This window comes from Pseudobdellovibrionaceae bacterium (assembly GCA_023898385.1).
GTDB lineage: Bacteria > Bdellovibrionota > Bdellovibrionia > Bdellovibrionales > UBA1609.
This window is the reverse complement of record CP060220.1, coordinates 24744-49597: the sequence shown is the minus strand read 5'-3', so window position 1 is coordinate 49597 and position 24854 is coordinate 24744. Positions and strand designations below refer to the sequence as shown.

Here is a 24854-nt window from a genome sequence, read left to right as displayed (position 1 = left end):
AGGAGATCGAAACAAGCAAGAAACGCTTAAGGAGATCGCTCGATGAAATTAAGTAAGAAAGCCAAAACCCTAGCTGAACGCTCCCACGGGTAGAGTTGAGAGCTGCCACGATAAGTCTAGAACAAAAGTGTTAAGTCCCGAATAAGATAAGTCGGGCCGAAGGCATTAGCCAGCCTTTGTTTTCAAGGCCTTTTCAAGTTTTTCAAGCCGCCGTTCAAGAGAATGATCCAGTCCTTCTTTAAGCTTAATTTGCATCAAAGTCTGATAACCAATTCCAAGCTTTTCGGCCTCTTTGCGGTAAGCGTTTAACAACTCACCAGAAATGCGAATGGTGATGTTGGCTTTCACATTTTCAGGCTTCATGTCTTTATCTGTTAAAAGACTTTTAGATTCTTTATTCTTCTTCATGGTAATGCCTCCATTCGTTCATCAAGACATCCTTGTTTCCTTCAATAAACAATTGCAGCCGTTTAATATCCTTTGGAGAAACCCCTTTATTACGAATCACTTCTTGGGTCACAATTTCAACAATCACAAAAACACCTGGTCCAACACAGTGCACATGGGCTGGCCGGTGATCTTTTGTATTTATGATGATCTTAAATGGGCCAATAACAAAGATCGTCGGCATTATTACATTATACATACATTGCACATATATGTCAACTTCGAGCTAGAGAACAGGCTCGGAAACGCCAAAAGATGTCCTCCAGTAAATAGAAATATTAAAATAATTTAAACTACTTGGCTTTTTAAAATAACCCATAATAGCGGAACGAAGATCGCCCGCCAGGGGGCACCACGGCACCTGGTTTCCTTTTGCGGCGACAGTGCGGTGCCAAGCTGTTTAAAAAGTCAGTCGTGGATCTACTCAGCGTATTCAAACGCACCAATGTCGCATGCGCCTCCCATCGGACGAGGTTCGCCTCTTTGATCAACCGACAAGTTGCAATTACTAGCTGGAATGGCATTGCGAGCCGGGCTAGTGGCACTGATGGCCATGGTGGACGTGGGTCCGCCGTTATTGGCAATGACTCCCACTTCAGGATCAATATTTTCCACATCGCCAACACTAGAAAAGTTGCAGGTCAAATCGTTAATAATGTTATAACCTGTAGACGTGACTCTTGAAGCATTGCCACAACTGTCCCCTGAAATAGCATGTACAATGGAATGGCCCAGTGTATGTGTACCAGAACCTGTCCCAGAGGTGTTTAGTGCAACGCTCACATCGGTAACCAATGTGCTGTGAAGTATTTGAAAATGGGCATCATCAGAAATTATGGCAAAGGGCGTATTGTTTGAAAAAACGGTGGAGTTATTGACCTCGATGGTTCCATCGACCCCGTAAATTTCAGCATCGCCACCAAAATTATCATAGACAGCACTATTTTTTACGGCGCCACTCCCTAATCGTATGCCAGCCCCAAACACGATGCCACTGCCGCCATTGAGAAAAACTTGCGAATTAATCAAAGTTAAACTAGAGGCATTAATCCCAGCGCCATGTAGTCTTGCCCGATTACCAAATATCTGGGAGTCCTCAATTGTTGCCGCATCTAACCATAAACCTCCCCCTGTCGAGTCGTTGGCATTGAGCATGGTGTTGTTCGAGATCACAGAGTTTCTGATGTGGGTGATTCCGAAATGAGCAATGCCTGCTCCTCCATTTGCGAACCCGACTCCTGCGGACAACGACGACACATTGTCGTCAATTGTGCAGTTATCAACGTTAAGATATGATCCAGCAGAATAAATTCCTAAGCCCATGGTTGTCGTTAGAGTACCTGGCGTGTCACGATGTCCAGAGACATCGCAGTTTTCTAAATTCAGAGTGTCGGCTTGACTATAGATGCCCCCTCCATATCCCAAATATAATATTCCTAAGAAGTTAGTGCCATTGACTATATTGGCATTGACCGCGGCAAAACCTCTAAGGGTGGCTTCCGCCACGGCATCAATAATGAAGACATGTTCAATGGGAGACGCATCAGGGTTGGCGTCGAAGATCGTTTGGCTGGGTCCGGCACCATTCATTATCACTCGAGAGCTAATGGTGAGAGGATTGGATGGCAAGTCGTAGTTGCCCGCGGGAACATCGACCACAACCAAAATATCAGAAAGCGCCGCCCCCTCCTCAAATGCTGCACGGACGGAACAGTCACCAGAAAAATCACCGCAAATTTCGTCGCCTGGGTTAATGTCGCTGGTATCGTTGACAGTATTGACTAAAAATAAAAGGCCTGCTTCCAACTCGATAGAGTCAGTTACTGTTTGTCCATCGTGAGTCAATGTGAGAGAGAATGTTGTTGGCGAAAATGCATTCGTTGGAGCGCCTGAGATTGCACCGGAGACTTCATTTAATACTAGGCCTGCAGGCAATGGCGGGGAAACACTATAGATCCCTCCGCTAACAACGTTTGTTGTTGGTGTTAAAGATGCAATATTTTGACCTGCAACAAAGTAATCAGGTACCCCGGAGTAGCTTAATTGAGGAACAACTGGACTTGGGCTTCCGGGGGTCTGAGGCGGGGACTTAATGCTGCCATTGATTTCGTTGTTAGCAAGTTGACAGCCAAACAGCAGAGGGAGAGCTGTCAGGCCGGTCAATGCCCGCAAGGTCGCCTGTATCAATGTGGTTGTAGCTGCTCGCATTCTATTGTCCTCTAAAATGGAAAAAGCCTTCACTATCTATCGGATCGTCTAGCAAAATCTTGAGGATGATGGCGCAAAGGTTTTAGGCTTCGGTTGATTTTGTCAGTGAAATGGCGGGAAACGTTGATTTTACTTGAAAAACTCCAAGTCTTCTTGGTGAAATTTAAAGTCTCAAATTAAGAAACACCAAGAAGAACAAGGAGTTAGCAATGCGTCTTAATTTAGATAAACTGCGAAGAGAAGCCAAGAAATTTCGAAAAAAAGATAAGATTCTCACTTTGAGACTACTTGCGTTGATAGAGCTAGCTAAAAGGGAACATTCTGGCAACCTTTCGGACTTAGACTATGAACTTGTGGGTCTGGAAATCGGTAAATCTGGCCGTACTGTTTATCGCTGGAGAAAGAGTTACCTCGAGGGTGGACACAGAAAACTAACGCCAAGAAAGGCACCAGGGCGACAAGCACAGGACATCACTGGCTGGACGGCTTATCACATCAGGCGATGGCGCAAACTCTGTGGTTGGGGCGCTGAGGTGATACAAGCCCACCTCAAACGTTACCTTGGAGTGGAGCTGTCACTGTATCGTATCCATCGGTTTTTGAAGAACGCGGGCCTTGTGGGCTCTAAGAGGCGTGCAAAGCCGGCGTCTAGCCACACCACCGTTGTGAAGGTAGAGTTGCCAGGAGTGCACACGCAGATCGATGTTAATTGGCAAACAACGCTCCTTGAAAACGGCAAGAAGTGTTACGTCTATAACTTCGTTGATCACGCATCGAGGTGGGAGTTTAAGAGGGCCTATGAAGGTTATGGTCACTGGGAGACTGAACGCTTTATGATTGAACTACTAAGAGCAGTGCCTTTTTGGATAACCAGCACTCAGACAGACAATGGCGTGGAATTTACGAATAAATTTGTCTCACGAATCGACGATCCTTTGCCGCATATTTTGGATGAACTATGCGATGAACACGGCATCAGGCACAGACTCATACCTCCAGGAGAAAAAGAGCTTAACGGGCTTGTAGAGCGTTCACACCGCATGGACGATGAAGAGTTGTTCCATCGAGCAAGACCGCAAAACATCGAACAGCTTAATGAATACCTCGAACAGTATTGCCAATGGAAAAACTCTTGGCGGCTCCGAAAAGCTCTCGGATGGAAGTCTGCTAACGAGTACCTCTTGCAGTACCCTCAAGTGCTAAAACCCGGGGCTAAAGAAAAATTATTGGCTGCCGATACCCAAAGTGAGACAACCATGAAGGCAGCCTAAGTCACTGACACCATCAACCGCAGTCTACAGATGGCGCAAAGGTTATTAGAATTGTTTGCAACCAAAAAAAAAACACAAACGATAACGGGGAGTTAAGTAGACCGACCGGTTGACTTAACAGTTGAGTGTGAACCTCTCTGAACAAATATATCAAATTCTTAGATCAAGCCAGGCCAAAAGACCCGAGCTGAACGCTCCCAACAGCAGAGTCGAAAGGTGCTTTCATAAACCAAGAGCAAAATTGTTAACTCCAGAATCAGAAAAGTCGGACCGAAACAGTTCATGGCCATTTAGATTTTGGCAATTCCTGCGAGTATATTTCGCTTCAACACCCCCATCAATGGCGTTGTAAATCTCAGCACCAGTGAGCAAGCCGCGCTTGAACAGTGGATTCAAAGTGGAGCCGCTAACAACTGAGATAATTCTTTGAGCTGTTGCCAACGTTCAGGGCTTTGTTGCTTTAAAAACACCGCCTGCGGCAATGTCAGCTCTTGGTCTAAATTGCGCCCTTCGTATTTTGCCCACAACAAAGCCAGCTTCGTTTGCCTAAAGGCCCAAATGGGCTGCTGTTGAGTTTTTTGCACCTTCACTAACGCCTCCTGAATCGTCGACGTTAATTGGCCTGCCAACTTGTGACCGTCGCCCGACCTTTCATAATTTTTCGTAGCAGCAAGCAACAAATAGGCTTCAACAGCATTCAATGCCACCACACTGAGCGGCTGCTCTAAATCCCCAACAAGACGCCAAGAATCGCGCAGGGCCAAAACCAAATACCTGTTGGCACCTTCGTTGCGCCCGCTTTCGAGCCTTTTTTCAGCAAGCTGAAGGTTGTTTTTTACTTTGAAACCCAAAAGGGATTCTTCTTTCATAGCAAATGAGTTGATTTGATCACCCACTAAGTCCAACAACTGAGCTCGCTCTTCCAGGTAACCTGCACTTTCAGCGCCCTGACTCAATTGGGCCAAATATCCTAAAGCCAACAACTGTTGGCGCTCTGGCCTAAATGGCAAGGGTCGATCGCCTGTGGGCTTCTCACTCACCAATGTTTTTGAGATCTCAACTACCTTTAAGAAATCTTCTTTTGCAGGCTTTTTCTTTTCTTCACGAAAATAACAAACTCCACGCCCTAGGTGCATCTTCATTTCGTGTTGATCATCGGCTAACTTTAAGAGTTTTGCAAAAGCCTTGTCATAGTTGGCAATGGACTGTTTGCATTGTTCGCTGGCTTGTTGATAAAAAGCCAGACGCTCAAACAAATAACCATCGCCCTCCGCCTTTGGCTGGGTAGACAACAATTCCGCAAGCTCTGCAGCGGCTCCACTGGCATTGTTCGATAAATAAAGGGTCCGACTGTATAGCCATGAAAACGCAAGCCTCTCCTCGTCACTTGTAAATCCAAATTTTTTTCGATCTGCAAAAAATCGGGCCGACAAAGAATAATTTCGCACCCTCTGATGCAATAAACCGAGGTCTATCAAAGCCGAAGCTCGAAGTCGTTGATTGTTTCTTCCCAAATCAAAGGCCAACATCAAATGCTTATGAGCCTTGTCCAGATCTTCTTGCGAGAAATCTAGGCCTTTACTTTCGCTGTCTAAAAGCCAAACATAAAGGGCGCCGATGGTCAGGTGTAATACGGGCGAGAAGTTTTCAACAGTTAAACCATTGAGCCTATCAACGGCCCGCCTGACTTCCTTGGATTCTAAAGTGCCCCGCTCCTCACCATCAAGTAGCTCTAAGAGCGTTTCTACATAAGTTATGTTGTCGCCGATGAACGACCGCTTTTTTAAATTATCATATTGTTTGTCAATTTCTTGTCGTTTTTTTAGCTTCAAAAGCGATTGAATATACCCGAAATGAGCCTCTAAGTCATCGGTTAGGCGAAGCCCTGCCAAGAAGTGATTGGAGGCCAAAAGATAATTCTGACTTCCATAGCTTGAATAGGCTTCGTCAAAAACTGAATAGATGTATTGGGTCTTTGCGTAGCTAAATTCTGTATCCACTGGCTTTGTGTACTTCAACCAATTGGTGGCGACGTAACCGGCAATATCATACTCGTCCGCTTCAACCAATGTGGCTATAGCTCTTACATATAAAGCTTTTCGTAAGTAATAGTTGTCCCGGGTTTGGCTCATCAACTTGTCTAGGTCGTTGTACACTTTTCGCTTATCTTGTAAGCCCAAAGTCAAAACAATATTTAACGAAACCACTTCGGCCTGCATCAGAGTCTCGACCGAGGATCCAGGCTCACACTTTTTTTGAAAGCGCGCCACTAAGGTCTTTCGTTTTTTAAGATCAGGCTCACTTTTTTGGATGTACGTCAAAAGTCGGTGGGCATAGAAGAGCTGGCTCTCTTCTGGTAAATCTGATGTGGTGATGAGCGCTAAATATCCTGAGTCGACCCCTCGTGCGACCGCACCACGGCGGCCAGAGTAAGTTTCAATAAGTTGAAACAACAAGTACCCGTCAATAGTGCTAGAGACTTTTAAAGTCTCTTGATCTTTCAACACGGCTGCGGCCCGCGTCCCATTGCCGCTCCATAGGTCAAATACGGCATGCACTAATTTTTTCTGTTTATTCACCCCTTTTATTGCACCCAGTTTTGTTAAGAATTGGCTCACTTCTCGCGAGAAGGCCCGAGAAAGTGGGTCCACAGTTTCTTTCTTTTTAAACTGCAGCCCTTGAACATAGACATCAAGAAGAGCGTAAAGAGACGAAGTCTTTGGATATAACTCGATCAATCGTTTTAGATAATATCGCGTGGCCGATCCATCCTCTGCAAGCAAGTGATTGCTCATCAACTGCTGAAGACTCTTCTCTGCAGAAAAAGTCCCATTTCGAAATATTAACGATTGAGTTAAAAATAGCCGTTCGGCATAGGTGCGACTAGTCTTTCTGGCATTCTCAAGAATTTGGTGGTCCCAACTTGATGGCACCATTCCCGCATGGGGAAGTTCATAGATATCGAGAGTTCCCTCAAACGCACAGGTCACCAGCAAAGACTGCCGTGCCGCTTGCGGAAAACTGCAGTTGTACTCGACTGATGTCAATGGCTCCGGAAACACCAACCGAGATCCACCTTTGGCCTCAACCAAAGGCAGTCTGAATACGACGGCATTGTCGTTGGCGTCAACAATTTGATCGTTATTGGTGTCACTGAGGTAGTGACTGAAGTAAACATATCCGTCCTCGCCCGCAGAGAGAAAACCGGGCATTCCTGGCAAATCCAACTTGAGATCATATTTTGACACACCCGAAACATCAGAAACCACTATCCCTTCATCCGATGTGTAAAGGATTTTTTGTTGAGATTCAGACCAGGTCAAAGATGAAATATGGCCCTGGGCCACCACCCTTGAATTTTGCGCCTTTAAATCCCAGAGCACCACTTCGCTTTTTCGCTTTGCCAGATCACGAAGAATAAAGGCCACCTGATGTTCACCCACCCATACAGGGAATGCGGGCTCTTTGGTGCTGTGATCTAAACAAGATTCAGCATCTGCGGAATCAATCGACTTGACGCAGACCTGACCCCTCGCTCGATTTTTAAAATACACAAAAACAATCTTGTCGCCCGTGCTACTGACGTGAGGATCTTTAGAGTCAAAAGCTAAATCAAGAAGAGGCGTCTCTTTACCTGTGTTTAAATCCAATTTGTATATTCGCGGTGCCAGATCGACCTTTCGAGAAAAAAGGAGCTGTTGGCCACCTTTCACAAACGAGCCTTGGTAGTTGTCATAGGGGCCCACAGTGATCTTATTGAGGGGCAAAAGACGAAGCAACAAGCGAGTGTGGCGCTCGGCTTCTGTTTCAGCAGAAGCTGAACAATTTAGGGCTACAGTTGCCAAAACAAAGACGAGAAACAATCCAAGCTGTTTTTGAAATCGAAACATTGGCTATTACTCCTGATTTTTTGAGGTAAGGTCGCCATTGAGTATGTTATAAACGCGGGCTTTTTTGTTGTTCTCTTTTTCTTTTGGAAAAAACGTGGGCCCCTTGCTCAACGCGTTTTTCTTTAGGTCTTTGGTGAAATTAGGCCAGGATCCTGACGCTTCTTCCTCCATCACAGTGGGGCGATCCATCACATAGATTTTAGGGGCACATGCTGACAGCACAGTCATGCCAATGATTATTGCTATAGATATTGAAGTCTTCAAACACCTCATGGCGTCTCCTTTTTATTGTTTTTGTCACCAAAGGCTATCTGCGAAAACAATGTTCCCATGGGAATGCCTCTAAATTTAAAACGGTGGTTAAGGGCCCCTGACAGTTGAACATCCATATTCATATAGCCTTGGCGAAAATCCGTCATGACTAAACTTGGATACGCTAAAGACAAAGCGTATCTGGCTTTATTAAATTGTTCATCCTCAAACTCGGGGTCTAACACGTTCATCATTGTGACTAAAGGGGGGGCGCCAATTTGAGTGATGTCAGCTCGACCCTCTAAGTTTTTTTGGGCAATATCGACGACCAATCCCGCACGTCCACTAATTTGATTGTCGTTTTGATTTTTTGCGGTGGCAAAGCGAGGAAATAGACGGTTCAAATCAATTTCAATGGCTCTTGTTAAAAGGCCAATCTGCTGCTGGTTGGACCTGCCATCAAAGTAAAACTCGCCCACCAATTCTCCATCACCCACTTCGAGGTCAAACTCGTGTATAGCAAACAAGTTCTGCACTAAAGAAAAGTAGCCAATAAATGGGCCAAACTCATGCTTCTGCCAACGCACTCGATCAATCACAATGGGCACAACATTTTCAATAAGCGGCTCAACACGCCCATACTCCACTCGAGAAAAGGGGTTCGGCACCACCGTGGAGGCCAGCTCCACGCCTGATGGTTTTATTTTTAAATGTTCGCTCACTCGAACCACGCCATTCAGTCCATCGATGCCGTAGTCTTTACTTTGCAACTGCAAACCACCTAAAACCACTTGCGTTTCTAAAAATAATTCGTGTTTCGATTCGAGCCGAACCGTCCACGGGATATGAACTCCACCTTTGATTTTGTGGCCATCCATCACTTCATAAAACTCGGGGAAAGCTAAGGTGAGGTCACCTTGCCCCTGCAGATCCCCACGCTCCCAAACAACAAGACCTTTTGCAATTAATGCCGTTTCTTTGTGAGCCACGGTGGAATCAAAGTTGAAAAGCTTTGGCGAACCATCCTTTGAAAACTCCGCATCTCCTTGAAATGACCACTTCACATCGGTGACCAAGCCCTTTTGCGGGACCACCACTTTTGAAAACTGAGCCCCTCCGACAACACCCAAAGTTGATGTCACTGCATTCTGCTGCACACTTAACTGTAGTTCCACCGGCGTAGGCAAAACCTTATCCACAGAGAGGGGTAAATCGTGTGTGGGCTGAAATCGCCGAACCCAGTCATCCTTGAGATAAACACTCATCGAGGCACTGGCATTAAAAGTTTTTGTACTTAAATCAGCCTTAAGGTTGAGATTTTCAATGGCGGTGTGACCATCAACAAAAAGGCTTCCCTGAGCATCTAGTTTTTTAGCCAAGGGTGCCCAAGTCATTTTCATATCGGTTGAAAAATCAATTTCGCCCACCAAATGAGGTCCGCGAACAGACCTGGCCGCCACCTTGGCCTCAGCTGGCCAAGTTTCATCGAGAAGGACCTGCCCCGAAGCCGAAACATCATTGAGCCCATACCCAAAGGAATGAACATCGTTTAAAGCCACATCAAAAGAAACCCGATGTGTGTCTTCCACAGAGATGATTTCTAGATTTACTTGTCGAGGCCGAAATTGAATCAATGACGATGCAATGCCGTCGGCAGCAAACAAGAGTGTTCCCGACCAGCCTTGGGTGACTGGTCTTTGACCTAAAAAAGTAAGAGATCCATTGACCTTGGCATTCTTGATCTCCCAATGAGATTGCGGATCATCCACATTGAGTGTTGCCGTAATATTCATACGATTTAAATCTAAATTTTTGAGGACAACGGCCAAGGGAAATGGCTCACCGCCAGGCGCTTCATCAGCAGCCGTTTTTTCTGAGGAAAAGAGCGAAACATCTAAAGTGAGAGCATCGGCTTCCAGAGATTCCACAACCACCGAAGATCGAAACACCGAAAGGGGCTGAATACGCAAATAAAGGCGCTCAGCAAAAGCCTCCAACTTCATTTGCCCCGAAACCTCGTGGGTGACGGCGAAGTTGTTCACTTCAATCCCACCAAACAAACTCAGCCGCGGCCGCTGAGACTTAATATGAACACCCGTTTTTTGCTGAACAACAGAGACCAACTCGGCAAACAGTCTCTCAGACCCCGCCTCACTACTAATGTAAAGAGCCAGACCAACAATGCCAGTGATCAGAAGAACAAAAAATCCAACCACTACCCAAAGAATCAACCGCCTCATATTTCCCTTCATTCGATAGCTAGTAGGGATCCCGACTTCCCCCTGGAGGAATGCTACACGAGTTAGCTTAGCCAAACAACTCCAACAATGCTTCATATTTCACTTTGAGCACCTTTGGATTGCCAATCACATGACTCATCTCATTTTTGATTCGCTCTTTGAGAATATCCTTTGATACTTTGTTGAGCGCAATCATCTCTTCAATTACTTCAAAATCATGCTCATACCCTCTGACAGTTTTCATTAGGATCAGATCATGGATTTCGGGGACCTTAAGGACTAAGTTTTGAAATTTAAATTCCTTTATCAGCATCAGACGGCCTTCATATTCGAAAGGAGCATCATGAACGGTCACGACTTCAATGGGAATTTTCAAACCCGTTTTTTCTTGAGCGATTTTATACGAATCGAGGGCCCCATCAATGTGGCTTATGACATCAATATCTCTCGTGGCTCGACTGACGTTATAAGCTAGCGCCGCAGCTGTCCCACCAATGAGAATCATTTCAAATGGACTCGCCAACGTCACATCTAAGACTCGCAAGAAATTAATGAGATCCTCACGGGCAAAAGTTTTCATCGCTATACCGCCTTAAATTTTTCAAAAAATGATTCAAAGCTATCCATCCCCACATTCATAGTAAACAACCACTTTCTGGCAAGCCTGGGGGTATTAAGCTCTTCCAAAGTCGTCTGCGCGCCAGTTATTCTTGCTTTCTGAAAAAAGCTTTCCGACTTCCTATGTCTACCGTCTACAAATTTTCCTGCTTCTTTTGAAAACTTACGATACTTAGACAACTTTCCCGTTAAATCCAGCACAAACCCCACTTCCCTTTTTATGTCATACTTTAAGGCAAAATGCATAAGCCTATCAAAACTCACTTCTTTACGATGCCGCCACAAAACCAAAGGAAGTGTTCGCAATAGATAGGACTCCTGTTTTGAGTAAAGAACACCCAACACTAATGTTTCTTCAAGAGAAAGTTCCGCTACACTTTTGCCCTTTTCCTGAAGTGGAGCGCCATAAAACACTAGGCTAGCTTTGACAGATTCTTTATCCCAATCTCGCGACACCTTTGTTGCCTTTTCAGCATCAAAGAGTTTTTTAAGCAAATCGAGCTCGCAATAATCTTCATTCAATGAAAAGATCTTCGCCCGCCCCCTTTGAACCTCCTTTACAAGCTCGGCCGCCTTCATGGACATAAGCTCATCATAGGTGACGGCATAGGAAGCACTGGCGATTTTTGATAGACTATGCACCGATCCTTCAAGACCTTCATTAAGAAAAAGTCCCAACAATCGTTTGCGGGTCTCTGATTTCACCAAATAGTCCAACAGCATCAACACCTCCAAAACTTCATCATACTAAATTTCCCGGTGCGATGCAATATATTATTATCGTATTTTACGATAATAATATCTAATGCCAGCCCAACATCTGGCAAGGCGCGCCCCCTTGACCCAACAAACAAGGACCCAAGCCCTAACCAAGTTCCCGCTTGCAACTCATGGCGTTAGTTGAGTCCGAGAGCGACGAAGTGGAGGGCGGCGGGCCATCGTCGCAGGCCCGAGTGGCCGCATGTCGTCTTCGGATTGCATCACTGCGTGCTGCAACCCGGATACGCCATGCACATCGGGATGACGACGATGGCCCGCCGCCCTCCACTTCGTCGCTCTCGGACTCAACTAACGCCATGAGTTGCAAACGGGAATTCCCTGGAGCTGTCAGCCTTCAGTAATTTTCACCCGTGTCTGTTTGTTTTTCACGCAACAAACCATGCAGATTTTGGAAAATCCCTCCCATCCCACCAACGCCCTATTGCTAACCAAACCCAATTGCTATGTTTGAAAAAGGCAAGGGGGGCCAGGGGTGGGGCGTTTAATTGCATTGATAATTTTGTTAGTTTCATTTCAAACATACACAAAAAAAGCCGAGGCAAAACTCAGTTTCTGGCAAGAAACGGCACTGAGCTTTGACGATTATCTGCGTGATACGATTCAACCGGCCGCTCAAAAAATGTACGAAGACTACTACGATCGATGGGGCAAGGACATAGGCAATCAATTTTTGGCTACCATCCGTTCGGTATCTTCTTTTGTTAAAGAAACCTCATCCTACAGCTACAAATACTGGTCCAATCGATACCCTGAAACATTTAGCGATTTAGAGCGAGTTCCCACGCCGATAAAAAGGTCTTACGAAAAGTTTATACTGACACTATGGAGAAGCCTTAACACAGTGGAACAAGCCACCGCTCATCTCCCCAACGAGTACAAAGATGCTTCTGAATTTGCTGTTTTGGTTATTAACGCCATCAAAAATGCAAAACAACACCCCCAACAACCCCAGCTCGATGCTTTGCTGCGCCAACTTCGCCCCCACGCCGCCGACCCTGAAATGCGCGACTGCTATCAAGTGCAGGTGATCGAGTTGGGTTTTAACAATGCCTTTAATATTGGGTGCAATATTTTTGTAACAGAAAAAATGGTTAAGGAGCTGCCTGACGAACAACTGCTAGCGGTATTGGCTCATGAAATCAGCCATGGCGATCAAGGCCACTCTGTGGAATCTATTTTCTCTTTGGCGACCAGCACAGGAGCCCATGTGAGCCAGCTAATCATGGACGAACTTCTCTGGATGTTTACCGGGGATCAAACCCAAAGATTGCAGCGAGTTCTTGGCAGCGGGAATATGCCCGTCATACTGGATGCATTTGGCGAAAAAGCGCCAGCCCAGGAAATGGAAGCCGATCACTTTGGAGCCTGTCTATTAAAACGCGCAGGGTTTCCCCAAGAATGGATGCAAGATGCGCTGCTGGCTCTGCACAAAGTCTCACGGGAAACGTACGACCAGATGAGTAGCGACTTCGACGACGACGTGAACGGAGAGAATGTTCGCAAATACCCCTCACTAAAAAAGCGCATGGATGCAGCGGTCTGTCTCTAACTAGGCGGTGTCGTGAAAGCGACCCGCCTAACTATGCTTGAGGTAACTGAGACAAACAATACCAAATTGCCGACGGTAACCCCTTAAAACAACTAGTAACTCTCATTTTGAGGCAATTCGTTCGCCGACAATTCGTTCGCCGAAGCCCGCATATACTCCATTTTTTAGCTTAAGTCTTTTGACTAGGCTGCCGATACGAGTCTTGTACTGGCTGATGGAGGTAGTCATGCCATCTCGGATCAAGGATCCAATCATTTTTATTTCGCCTTACCGAGGACTTTTGCTGGTCTTTTTGGTGCTGCAAACAATTACTCTTGTTTCTTGTCAGCTCGGAGACAATCGACTTCATGGGCGAGTTGTTGCCGGCAGTGATGCCCTTATCTTTACAACCGTGACAAACAGTCTGCATCCAGGCCAGCGACTTAACCTCGATGTGGTTGGAGGAGTGCCGCCGTACAGCTTCCAGGTGATTTCGGGACCAGGGAGTGTGGATGAATCATCATTGGAGTTTATCGCCGGTGATCGCCTAGGCACTTCGGAGATACTCGTCACAGATAGTCGCGGAGTAGTGGCTAGCCTTACCGTTTTCACTGACCCGGCAACTTCTTGGAGTGGGGTACCATCGGAATGGTATGGCGGCGGCGTTGTGGAAGGTGAACTGGATGACTATATTGTATTGGCTATGAATATTGACCAAAGCGGTCCTAAAGAGTTGGTGACAGTTAACAAGAGCACCGGACAAGCTACCGTGGTTGGCAGCTGGGACTACATCAATGTGTTCAGTCATATTTCCCATGGATCATTTGTCATAGCGAAGTTGGGGCCCTCATATAGCGACTCCAATATGCACCTCTTAGACGCGGCAACAGGACAACTTACAGATCTTGAGGGGCATTTGGCCAATGAGGATGAAGTGTTTTTCAATAGGATTGAGTTAAGTGGAGATGGCACCCACGTCGTTTACGAGGCTGATATCGACGCCACATCAGAGAACCGGCTTTACAGTCAGCCAACCGATCTAAGTACAGGCCCTGTGTTGCTGAGCCCGGCTCCGTCCAACAATAGCCGTGTTTCTGAATTCAAGATTTCACCCAACAGCCAAAAGGTGGTCTACCAATACTATAGTTCTGGGTCTTTCAAAATTTACTCGTCTGCCATAGGGACAGGCGCCAGCTCCATAGAGTTAGCGACGTCCACTGCGCAAATATACGAGAGGCATTTTGCGATCACGCCCAACAGCCAGACCTTGATATTTTGTGATGATAGTTCTTTTTACGACCTATTTTCCATTGACCTCGATGGTAATAACCTTACGAACCTGAGTATGAGTGGCGGCAACGGAAATTCAATTGAGAATATTTCCTTTACGTCTGATTCATCGCAAGTCGTTTTTTTATCAGACTTTGAACTTATTAATCGCGAAGACCTTTATACAGCTCAAGTCGGTGTGGCCAATAGTTTGGTGCGGCTGAATCCTACGTCCTTAGATGCCAACGGGTATTTAGAGTTTCATGAGACTTATCCGATTCTGAAAGTGGGGCTCCAAGCTTACACGTTTACTGTGGGTGTATTCGAGTCGATTTCGCAGGTGTCGAATTTAGCCAGCCCTAACTTGACTTCTATATATTCTGGAGATGGTGGGAGTAAGATTGCCTATGTGGCTCGGGATGGTTCAGGCCCTCAAGAGGTGTTTGTGACCGACTATGGCACGCCAGGCTCTTTAAAGGCATCTTTGAATCACTTTGCCTATACATCAGTATCGCAGTTTATGTGGCTGAACGACGGCACGGGTTTTCTATACGTTGCAGATGTTGAAATTGATCAAAACGAACAGCTGTTTTTTGCAAAAGCCGATGGCAGTGGGGCGATTGACCTCAGTGCGGGTGTGCTAAATGGAGGTGAAGTTTTTAGATATGTGGTCTTAAGCGATGGTCGAGTTGTATTTGTTGTGCGAAATGTCGATGGTGTCAGCGATCAAGTGTATATCAGAAATGTAGACGGCACAGGGCTTCAAGAGTTGACCGGTCGCAGCCTTCACAACGAAATGCAAATTCAAAGTATTGACCTAAGTGACGATGAGTCCAGTGTACGAATTAAAGCTGATTTCTTTATTGATGAGATTTGGGAGTATCTAAACATTCCAATCCCCGCCTCATGACGCGGTCTATTCACGGCACCCGGTTAAATTTAAGCTCGATCATCTATCGTGGGTGCCTATTCGAGTTGGTGGAGGGACATGAGGTCACGAGTGTTTTATTTGTGAGGCAACGATAATGTGGAACTGGCCGTGTGAATTCAACGGGGCTAAGAATACCAAAGTCAACGCACTGCAAATCAAAATTGAACCGGGTACCTTTAGATAATCGAATCTACAAACTCTTGGTGATGAAAGGGCCGAAGATCTTCTACGCCCTCGCCCACTCCAATAAGTCGGATGGGCAATCCCAACTCATAGGCTAACCCCACGGCCACACCGCCTTTAGCTGTACCGTCAAGCTTTGTGAGCACCACACCGGTGACGTCGAGGGCTTCGCTAAATGTTTTGGCTTGTACCATCGCATTTTGTCCTGAATTAGCATCAAGAACCAACATCACTTCATGCGGCGTACCCTCTGCGACTTTTTCCATTACCCGCTTCATTTTTTTTAGTTCTTCCATCAAGTTAGTCTGTGTGTGCAGCCGCCCCGCCGTATCGATAATCACAAAATCATAGTCTTTGGACTTTGCCATGGCTAAGCCATCAAACACCACCGCGCTGGGGTCTTTGACTCCTTCAGGGCTAAATGTATCTGCACCGGCCCGCTCGCTCCAAATCTTTAACTGGTCTTCAGCGGCGGCTCTAAAAGTGTCTCCGGCCACCACCAAAGTTTTTAGCCCAATGCTTTGAGCGCGGCTTGCCAGTTTGCCTATTGAAGTGGTCTTTCCAGCCCCATTAACTCCCACCACCATCCAAACCAGCGGTTTATGCTTAACCGCTGATTGCTTGATGAACTTATCGACGGCGTCCATTTCTTTAAATTCAGGATCACCCGCATGCTCTTCATTTAATTCGGAGAAAATGGTCAGCATTTCATTTTTTAGCGCCAGCCTTACTTTTTCAAGATCCGCGCGATCTTCAGCAGAAAGCCGATTTCCAATGGCTTCTACCAATCTCTGCACCGTGTGCGGCCCCAGATCACTGGTATAAAGAACCTCTTCTAGGTACTCAAAATCATCCTCTGACAACCGGGGCTTATTGAGTAGGGCTTCTTTAAATCGACCGAACATACTTGATCGAGTATTTGCCAGTGCGGAGCGCAGATCTTTTACGGGTGCCGGTTTTTCTTCACGCGGTTTTTCTAGGGGCTTTACGGGAGCAGATTCTGCGATGGGTGCTTTGGGTTCAACACGGTCTTCGGCGGTGTGTTTTTCTTCTTTAACCAACTCTAAAGTGGCGGTTTCACGAACCAAATCTTTTTGCAGCGCCGGCGCTTCTTCTCGCAGCTTTGGCACCACCTCTTGGTCCTTATCATGGGTGCGAAAATAATATCGAGCAAAGTAATAAACAGCTGTGGCTAGCATCCCAAAAACAAAGATCACAACAAATAAGACAACTTGAGTATTTTCATCCATAACTGTTCCAACAATTCTTTACGAAGCCCATATCTTTGAACCACCACACCGCTTCGAACTAAGTACGATGGCCCTACTTGGTTTTACACATACCGACTGAGGAAGCTTTTGATGAGAAAGTTACCTTCCCTTGAATCATTCCGTCTTCACAAAAACAGGTTAACAACCCGAATCTACCAAAGACAAAACGAAACCTATTGGGCAAAGCGCCTTTAACTTTTCAAGCACCCACCTACGGATACAGAGACGTTTTTTTTATTTTAACGCCTGTTACGCTTCAGCTACTTTTACAGCTTCAGCTAGACTGACTGAGACAAGTTTGGATACGCCCTTTTCTTGCATGGTCACACCGAAGAGCTTGTTGTTCACTCTCATCGTGTGTTTGTTGTGGGTCACAACAATAATTTGGCTTCGTTTTGACATTTCTTTCACCAAATCATTGAAGCGGAACACGTTGGCATCATCAAGCGGAGCGTCCACCTCGTCCAGTAGACAGTATGGCGACGGTTTAACGAGGAAGATGGCGAAAATCAAGGACACAGCGGTCAATGCTTTCTCACCACCGGACAAAAGACTCACATTCTGTAATTTTTTACCAGGAGGCCGAGAAACAATATCGATCCCCATCTCCCCTTTGAGCTCATCTTCCACAAGGATCAGGCGAGCCTCTCCACCGCCAAACAGAACGGGGAAGACTTTTGTAAACCGCTCATTGACCTGTTCAAAGGTCTCTTTGAACCGCCGAGAACAAATGCGATTGATTCGATCAATGACTTTACGCAATTGCTCCTTGGCCTCCATGAGATCTTTATGTTGCTGGCTGAGAAACTCATAGCGCTGCACAAGATCATCGTACTCTTCAATGGCTGAGAGATTCACTTCTCCAATTCGGCTCAACTTACCACGCAAGTCACTCAGCTCAGCTTCTGTGGCCGCTATGTCGCCCTCTTGATCTTTATACTGAGGCGCCACTTCGCGAAGGTCCAACATGTATCGTTCGTTGATTTGATCCAACAAATACTGCTCTTTCATGCGCAGCTGCTCTAGCTTGAGCTCAGCTTCACTCATGCGACTTCGGTACTCGTTGATTCCGCGCAAAGAAGAACCCACTTGCTCTTCTCGGCGCCGGAGGTGAGCCACTGCCTGCTCGTAAGCATCTTTAGCCTGAGCTAGTTTTTTCTCTTGCTCTTTGGCTTGGCGAATAAGGCTTTCAAGATCGACTTTTGAACGTTCTATGATGATTTGATTTGACGACAGCGATTCTGTATTGCGTTGAGACTCTTCTGACATCTCTCCCAACTGCGTCTCGACCTCATTTAAAGACTTCGTCACCATCTCCAACTGGTGCCTTAACCCTTCGGCCTCTTGACGACGAGAAGCGGATTCGACCTGAAGCCGTGTCACTTCTTGTTGCTTTTCGTCTATGCCTTGACGAATTTGCCGCAACTCTTCAGTCAGCGCCTCCACAGACCGTTCAAGACCCTGCTTTTTCTCTTTCACTTCAAGCAGAGTTTCGCGCAGCTCAACAATCTTTTCATTTAAAACCTGAAGCTGGCTGTCATGTCGACTGACCTCTTCTTGCTGGCGATTCAATGCAGTTTGTGCATTATTTAATTCGTTCTCAGCCCGTTCGAAGTCTTTTTTCAATCCTGTAATAAGAATTTCTTTTTCACTGCTTTGTTTTTTCGCTGTCTCAAGCTGCTCGGCCAAAGCTTTATGTTGCTTCTCCAGTTTTTGCAAAGACGCTTGGGCTAAGGATAACTTTCCGGCCGCCTCTTCTCGTTTTTGCGAAAGCTCTTTAATCTCACGACGCCGTTTTAACATTCCGGAGTCAGCGTTCTCTGACGCCCCACCCGTTAGCACGCCATCTTCAGACAGTGTGTCACCATCAACGGTCACAAATGTTTTTCCCGAATAGTTGGGACGCAACGCCAGTGCCGTACGAATAGAGTCAACAATGACGATATCTTTAATGATTTGCGCCACCTGTCGTTCGTGGCCCTCTGGCACACGCACCACATCAGAGAGCATGGCTTGAACACCGGATTCACCCTTGAGCTCGCTTTGTTGTGTCTCTGAGGATGACACCGCATTGCTTTCGGCCCCAGCAAAAAAGCTCGACCGACCATTTTTTTGTTCTTTTAAATAGTCCACACCAGATACTGCCGCGTCAGCATCTGAGCTGAGTAACATTTGTAGGCGATTTCCGAGGGCGGCTTCCATGGCCAACTCATATTCAGCGGGAACTTCCACAACCTCTGCGACGGGCCGATACTCCACAACCGGTTGTCCGCCTTGCAGTTGCACGGCTTCCATTTTTTGTCGCTGCCACAACATCACAGATTTAACGCCCTCTTGAAAACCTTCAAAGTTGTCTCGCAAGTTTTCAAGACCGTACAAACGGCTCGCCACTTCATTGAGCTCATCTTTAAAACGCGCCACTTCATCTTGCTTAGTTGTCACTTGTGATCCAAGGGACTCCACGTTAGCGGTGAGATTCTCTACGTCGCGGACTATGTCAAATTGCAGCTGTCGCTCTTTTTCGAGTTCACCAAAAATTTTATTACGCCGCTGTTCAAACTCTGTTTTCTTTTCTGTAAGCTCGAGTTCAATGGCGCGAGACTGTTCATACCGCTCTGAAAGATCTGCCAATTGAGCTTCTTGGCCTGAAAGCTTTGCCTCCATATGAGATTCACTTTGACTCACGGCCAACATCTCTCGACGCTTTTCAGTTAACTCATCATCGGCAGATTGAATACGTGATTGCACCTCCGCAAACCGTTCACGCTTCTCACTAAACTCTTGTTCTAATTGCCCGGCTTTGCTGGCCGCGGCCTGCTGCCTTTCGCTCAAGTCTTTTTGGTCTTTTTCAAGAGCTTCACGACGTACTGTATATTGCTCAAGGATGTTGCCGGTCATTTCTTTGTTACGACGGGCTTGCTCAATTTCAAACTGCAACTCTCGGATTTCGCTTTCAAGATTTTTCACTTTATCTTGAACAACTTGGTTTTCTGACTGCCCCTGTTGAACCTCAGACTCACGCTCAGAAACGTTAAGCTTTAATTGCTCAAGCTCTGATTCGATCTGGCTGATTTCAGCCGACATGCTGGCTTCTTGCTCTTTGGCTTCCGTAAAAATACTTTGAGCCTCGCTCGTTTCAGCGTGAAGAGAAAGATATTTTTTTGAACTGACCCAAAGCTCTTTTTCTTTAAGCTCGTCTTTAATTTTTCGATATCGTTCCGCCCGCTGCGCTTGCCTTTGCAAACTGTCTAGCTGGCGCTTTTGCTCACCAATAATATCTTGCAGACGCACTAGGTTTTGATCTGTTGACGTGAGCTTTCGCTGTGATTCACGCTTTCTCACTTTAAACTTGGTGATTCCAGCAGCTTCTTCAATCAACACGCGCCGCTCTTCTGGCTTAGCCGTAATGATCTTACCGATAGCCCCTTGCTCAATAATGGAAAATCCCTTTGAGCCGGCGCCGGTATCCATGAAAATTTCTTGAATATCACGAAGGCGAGCGGGTTCTTTATTAATCTGATACTCTGACTCGCCCGAGCGGTTCAGCCGCCGAGTGACCATGATTTCAGAATGTCTGGCATATTTTGCCGGAAACGGGCCACCGTCATTCTCAAGGGTCAGCGACACTTCGGCCATACCCATGGGGGCATAGCCTTCGGCTCCCGCAAAGATAACGTCTTCCATGGATGAGCCCCGCAAGTGTTTGGCTGACATTTCGCCCATCACCCAAACTAGAGCATCCACAATATTGGATTTTCCACATCCGTTTGGTCCAACGATACCAGTGATGCCAGCATCAAAATGAACCACGGTGCGGTCCTTAAACGACTTAAAACCAAAAAGTTCCAGCTTTTTGATTCTCAATGTTCGACCTTTCGTTGAATTATCGCCGCACGAGCTGCCGCCAAACGAGCTATAGGCACTCGATAGGGCGAACAACTCACATAGTCGAGACCCACTCCATTGAAAAATTCAATGCTCGCTGGATCTCCACCGTGCTCTCCACAAATTCCTAACTTAATATCAGGCTTTGTTTTACGTCCTAATTCAACACCTTTTTGCACTAAATATCCAACGCCCTCTTGATCTAAACTGGCAAATGGATCGGCCGGCAGCAGCCCTTCATTCACATAGCTGCCCAAAAATCGCCCCGCGTCATCACGGGAAATCCCAAGCGTGGTCTGCGTTAGGTCGTTTGTTCCAAAACTAAAAAAATCAGCAAATGCAGCAATTTTGTCTGCTGTCACGGCCGCTCGCGGGAGCTCAATCATGGTGCCCACTAAATAATCAAATTGCACGTTGCGTTCATTTTTTACCATGCTCACTGTGCGCTCCACCCGTTGTCGAAGCTGCTCTAGCTCGCCGGCCATTCCCACAAGCGGAATCATGATTTCAGGAGTCAAACTCTGACCCGAGTTCACCATTTCGGCGGCGGCCTCAGCAATCGCACGGGCTTGCATTTCATAGATTTCGGGATAAGTGATCGCCAATCGACAGCCCCGATGCCCTAACATGGGATTAAATTCATGTAAGGCTCGAACTTTTGTTCGAAGCGATGAAGGATCTATGCCCAACCGATTGGCTAAATCCAAAAGGTCTTTTTCGTCTTGGGGTAAAAATTCATGTAACGGCGGATCTAAAAGTCGAATGGTCACTGGCAATCCCGACATGGCTTTAAACAAAGCCACAAAGTCTTCACGTTGCATGGGAAGCAGCTTTTCCAGTGCCGATATCCGTTGCTCTTTGTTTTCAGCCAAAATCATTTGCCGAACCACATCGATGCGCTCTGGAGCAAAAAACATATGCTCAGTACGGCACAAGCCAATGCCCTCGGCCCCAAACTCTCGAGCCACCGTGGCGTCTTTGGCCGTGTCCGCGTTGGTGCGAATACCCAAATTTCGATACTTGTCTGCAAGCTTCATCACTCGCTCAAAGTATTCATCAAGTCTTGGCTCGACCGTCTTCACTTCTCCGAGCAGCACTTCTCCGGTAGAGCCGTCCAGAGTGATGATATCTCCGGGCTTGATCACATAGCCACGCATGCGCAGCTCGGCTTTTTGATAATCCACATCGGCTTCCTCACAGCCAGCCACACAACACTTGCCCATACCTCTGGCCACCACAGCGGCGTGAGAAGTCATTCCTCCGCGACTAGTAAGCACGCCTTGAGCTTTGACCATACCCTCAATATCTTCAGGCGAAGTTTCAACGCGAACAAGTATCACTTTCTTACCCTTGTTCACAGCCTCAACAGCAGCCTCTGATGAAAAAACCACTTCTCCTGTGGCTCCACCCGGACTTGCCGGCAGACCTTTACCTAACAGCGTTTTTTCGGCGTTCGGATCGAGCGTGGGATGGAGCAGCTGATCAAGACTGTTCGGATTTATTCGCAGCAGTGCTTCTTCTTCGTTGATGAGCTTTTCATCAATCATGTCACAGGCAATCTTGAGGGCCGCACGAGCTGTTCGTTTACCCGTGCGTGTCTGCAACATCCACAGCCGACCCTGTTCTATGGTGAACTCAATGTCTTGCATGTCTCGATAATGGGTTTCTAGTTTTTTGTACACATCCACAAGCTGGCTGTAACTTTCAGGCATCGCTTGCTCTAATGAAACTTGCCCTGAGGCTTCACCATCTAATTTTGTAATTGGTTGGGGCGTTCGAATTCCTGCCACCACATCTTCACCCTGCGCATTGATCAAAAATTCTCCGTAGAATTTTTTTTCGCCAGTAGATGGGTCTCTTGTAAACGCCACACCCGTTGCCGAGTCGTCGCCCATATTTCCAAAGACCATACTCTGAACATTCACGGCCGTTCCCCAATTGTGAGGGTAACCGTGCAGCTCTCTGTATGTTACCGCTCGAGCCGTGTTCCAACTTTTAAATACGGCTTTAATGGCTCCCCACAATTGATCTTTGGGTTTTTCAGGAAAGGCTTTACCCGTATCCTGTAGAATTTGTCTGCGAAATTGATCCACTAATTTTTTTAAATCATCGACAGTCAGCTCTGTGTCTGACTTGTATCCCTTATCAAATTTTAGATCTTCTAGGGTCACTTCTAAGAGCGAACCATTCATGCCCATAACCACATCAGAATACATTTGCAGAAATCTTCGATAGGAGTCCCAAGCAAAACGTTCGTTGCCCGAAACCTGAGCTAAGCCTTGCACGGTTTTATCATTAAGACCCAGATTTAAAATGGTGTCCATCATCCCGGGCATGCTCACCCGCGCACCAGAGCGAACACTCACCAGCAATGGGTTTTCAGCTGAACCAAACTGTTTGCCCATCACGCCTTCTACTCGGGACAAGGCCTTTTCCACCGCCGCCACAACTTCATCGGGCAGGTGCTCGTCATTATCATAAAAGGCCTGGCAAACATCTGTGGAAATGGTGAACCCTGGAGGCACCGGCAAACCCAGGCTTGTCATTTCCGCTAAATTGGCCCCCTTGCCGCCAAGGGTATCGCGCATTCCCGTGTGGCCGTCGGTCTCTCCTTTAGAGAAAAAGTAGACCGATTGTTGGGGAACTTTCTTCTTTGACTGGCTGCTTTGTGGTTCTGTTGACAAGCTCATTCCCCCTCCTCAGGGTTAATCAAAATTAAAACGATAAAATCATTCTGCAAGTTTATTGGCCACATAGGTTTTCAGTTGCGCCAACTCCACGCGGTCCTGTTCCATGCTGTCTCTGTGGCGTACAGTGACTTTTTGATCTTCAGACGTATCGAAATCAACGGTGATACAAAGAGGCGTGCCTATCTCGTCTTGTCGTCGATACCGTTTTCCGATACTGCCAGCATCGTCATAGTCAATTTCCCAATCGAGGCTTAGGTCGTCGAATATTTTTTGTGAAATCTCAGTTAAGGGCGATTTCTTAGAAAGCGGTAAGACGGCGGCTTTCACTGGGGCCACCGATGGTTTTAAACCCAACACCACCCTTGTGTCTTCTTTACCATTGGCATCTGTTGTGACCTCTTCTCGATAAGCATCACAAAGAAGTGCCAAACAAAGACGGTCACAACCCACGGCCGTTTCAATCACATAGGGCAGATACTTTTCTTTTGTCGTGTCGTCGAAATATTCTAGTTTTTTACCACTAAATTTCTGATGCTGAGACAAATCAAAATCACTGCGATTGTGAATGCCTTCGAGTTCCTGCCAACCAAAGGGGAATTCGTAGTGAACGTCAAATGCCGCTTTCGCATAGTGAGCTAACTCACCTTCGCCGTGCTGATGAAATCGCAATTTTCGCTCATCAAGACCGAGATGCAAATAGAAGTTCCAACGGGTCTCTTTCCAAGTTTCAAACCATTGCTCATCTTCGCCTGGCTTTACAAAATACTGCATTTCCATTTGCTCAAATTCACGAGTTCTGAAAATGAAGTTGCCCGGAGTGATTTCATTTCTGAATGACTTTCCTATTTGGGCAATCCCAAATGGAATCTTCTTTCTCGCACTGGTGGCCACATTTTCAAAGTTAACATAAATTCCCTGCGCCGTTTCGGGACGCAAAAAAACCACCGCCGCGTCTTCTTCCACCGGCCCCATAAATGTTTTAAACATGAGATTAAAATTACGGGCTTCTGTGATATTTGAAGAACCACACTCGGGGCACACCACTTGCCCGTCTTTTTTCGGTGCCGTATCTAAACGAAAGCGGGCTTTGCAGTTGCGACAGTCCACAAGCGGATCGGTAAAGCCTTCCACATGGCCCGAGGCATGCCAAACCTTTGGATGCATCAATATAGCAGCATCAAGGCCTACAATATCCCGCCGGCGAGTCATCGCCTTCCACCACGCTTGTTTCACGTTATACTTAAATTGGGATCCTAAAGGGCCATAATCCCAGCAGGAATTTAACCCTCCGTAAATTTCGCTACTTTGAAAAATAATACCCCGTCGCTTTGCCAGCGACACGAGCGTTTGGAGGTCCTTAAGACGATTAACCTGCATGTTGGGCTCCTCAA

Annotated in this window: 15 protein-coding genes; 3 read left to right on the top strand and 12 right to left on the bottom strand. The window is 46.5% G+C overall.

All coding sequences use genetic code 11. The features are described from left to right. Positions 1-165: 165 nt before the first annotated feature. The 3 genes from H6626_00190 to H6626_00180 form a co-directional block, all read right to left on the bottom strand. Positions 166-408, bottom strand: coding sequence for a hypothetical protein (locus tag H6626_00190; protein ID USN47552.1), 243 nt, complete (start codon positions 406-408; stop codon positions 166-168). Next, complete coding sequence (locus H6626_00185) at positions 395-646, bottom strand: DUF4160 domain-containing protein (GenBank protein USN47551.1); 252 nt, start codon at positions 644-646, stop codon at positions 395-397. The genes H6626_00190 and H6626_00185 overlap by 14 nt, the downstream gene beginning before the upstream one ends. Positions 647-867: 221 nt before the next feature. After that, the gene (locus H6626_00180; GenBank protein ID USN47550.1) at positions 868-2655 is read right to left on the bottom strand and encodes a right-handed parallel beta-helix repeat-containing protein; all 1788 of its coding nucleotides are present in this window, start codon (positions 2653-2655) and stop codon (positions 868-870) included. Between the two features lie 209 nt (positions 2656-2864). On the opposite strand from H6626_00180, the gene H6626_00175 reads away from it, so the two are divergent. Beyond that, positions 2865-3926 (top strand): DDE-type integrase/transposase/recombinase, encoded by a 1062-nt coding sequence (locus tag H6626_00175; GenBank protein ID USN47549.1) that lies wholly within the window; start codon positions 2865-2867, stop codon positions 3924-3926. A 392-nt stretch (positions 3927-4318) separates the two neighbouring features. On the opposite strand, the gene H6626_00170 is transcribed toward H6626_00175, so the two are convergent. The 5 genes from H6626_00170 to H6626_00150 form a co-directional block, all read right to left on the bottom strand. After that, positions 4319-7816, bottom strand: coding sequence for a hypothetical protein (locus H6626_00170; protein USN47548.1), 3498 nt, complete (start codon positions 7814-7816; stop codon positions 4319-4321). Between the two features lie 6 nt (positions 7817-7822). Next, positions 7823-8089 (bottom strand): hypothetical protein, encoded by a 267-nt coding sequence (locus H6626_00165; protein USN47547.1) that lies wholly within the window; start codon positions 8087-8089, stop codon positions 7823-7825. Continuing rightward, on the bottom strand, positions 8086-10308 hold the full coding sequence (locus tag H6626_00160; GenBank protein ID USN47546.1) for a hypothetical protein: 2223 nt from the start codon (positions 10306-10308) through the stop codon (positions 8086-8088). The genes H6626_00165 and H6626_00160 overlap by 4 nt, the downstream gene beginning before the upstream one ends. Positions 10309-10375: 67 nt before the next feature. Then, on the bottom strand, positions 10376-10888 hold the full coding sequence (locus H6626_00155; GenBank protein USN47545.1) for a hypothetical protein: 513 nt from the start codon (positions 10886-10888) through the stop codon (positions 10376-10378). A gap of 2 nt (positions 10889-10890) precedes the next feature. Continuing rightward, a complete protein-coding gene (locus H6626_00150; GenBank protein ID USN47544.1) occupies positions 10891-11649 on the bottom strand; it encodes a hypothetical protein in 759 nt (252 codons plus the stop codon). A gap of 529 nt (positions 11650-12178) precedes the next feature. Between H6626_00150 and H6626_00145 the strand changes: the two genes are divergently transcribed. Together H6626_00145 and H6626_00140 are read left to right on the top strand one after the other, a co-directional pair. Continuing rightward, on the top strand, positions 12179-13255 hold the full coding sequence (locus tag H6626_00145; protein ID USN47543.1) for a M48 family metalloprotease: 1077 nt from the start codon (positions 12179-12181) through the stop codon (positions 13253-13255). A gap of 226 nt (positions 13256-13481) precedes the next feature. Continuing rightward, positions 13482-15413, top strand: a complete 1932-nt coding sequence (locus H6626_00140; GenBank protein ID USN47542.1) for a hypothetical protein — start codon at positions 13482-13484, stop codon at positions 15411-15413. Positions 15414-15610: 197 nt separating this feature from the next. Here H6626_00140 and ftsY read toward each other — a convergent pair whose 3' ends face one another. The 4 genes from ftsY to H6626_00120 form a co-directional block, all read right to left on the bottom strand. Further along, a complete protein-coding gene (ftsY, locus tag H6626_00135; GenBank protein USN48906.1) occupies positions 15611-16816 on the bottom strand; it encodes a signal recognition particle-docking protein FtsY in 1206 nt (401 codons plus the stop codon). 321 nt (positions 16817-17137) lie between these two features. Next, complete coding sequence (smc, locus tag H6626_00130) at positions 17138-20752, bottom strand: chromosome segregation protein SMC (GenBank protein USN47541.1); 3615 nt, start codon at positions 20750-20752, stop codon at positions 17138-17140. Then, the gene (locus H6626_00125; GenBank protein USN47540.1) at positions 20749-23463 is read right to left on the bottom strand and encodes a pyruvate, phosphate dikinase; all 2715 of its coding nucleotides are present in this window, start codon (positions 23461-23463) and stop codon (positions 20749-20751) included. Before H6626_00125 ends, smc begins: the two co-directional genes overlap by 4 nt. A gap of 39 nt (positions 23464-23502) precedes the next feature. Further along, the gene (locus H6626_00120; GenBank protein USN47539.1) at positions 23503-24840 is read right to left on the bottom strand and encodes a glycine--tRNA ligase; all 1338 of its coding nucleotides are present in this window, start codon (positions 24838-24840) and stop codon (positions 23503-23505) included. Positions 24841-24854: the final 14 nt, after the last annotated feature.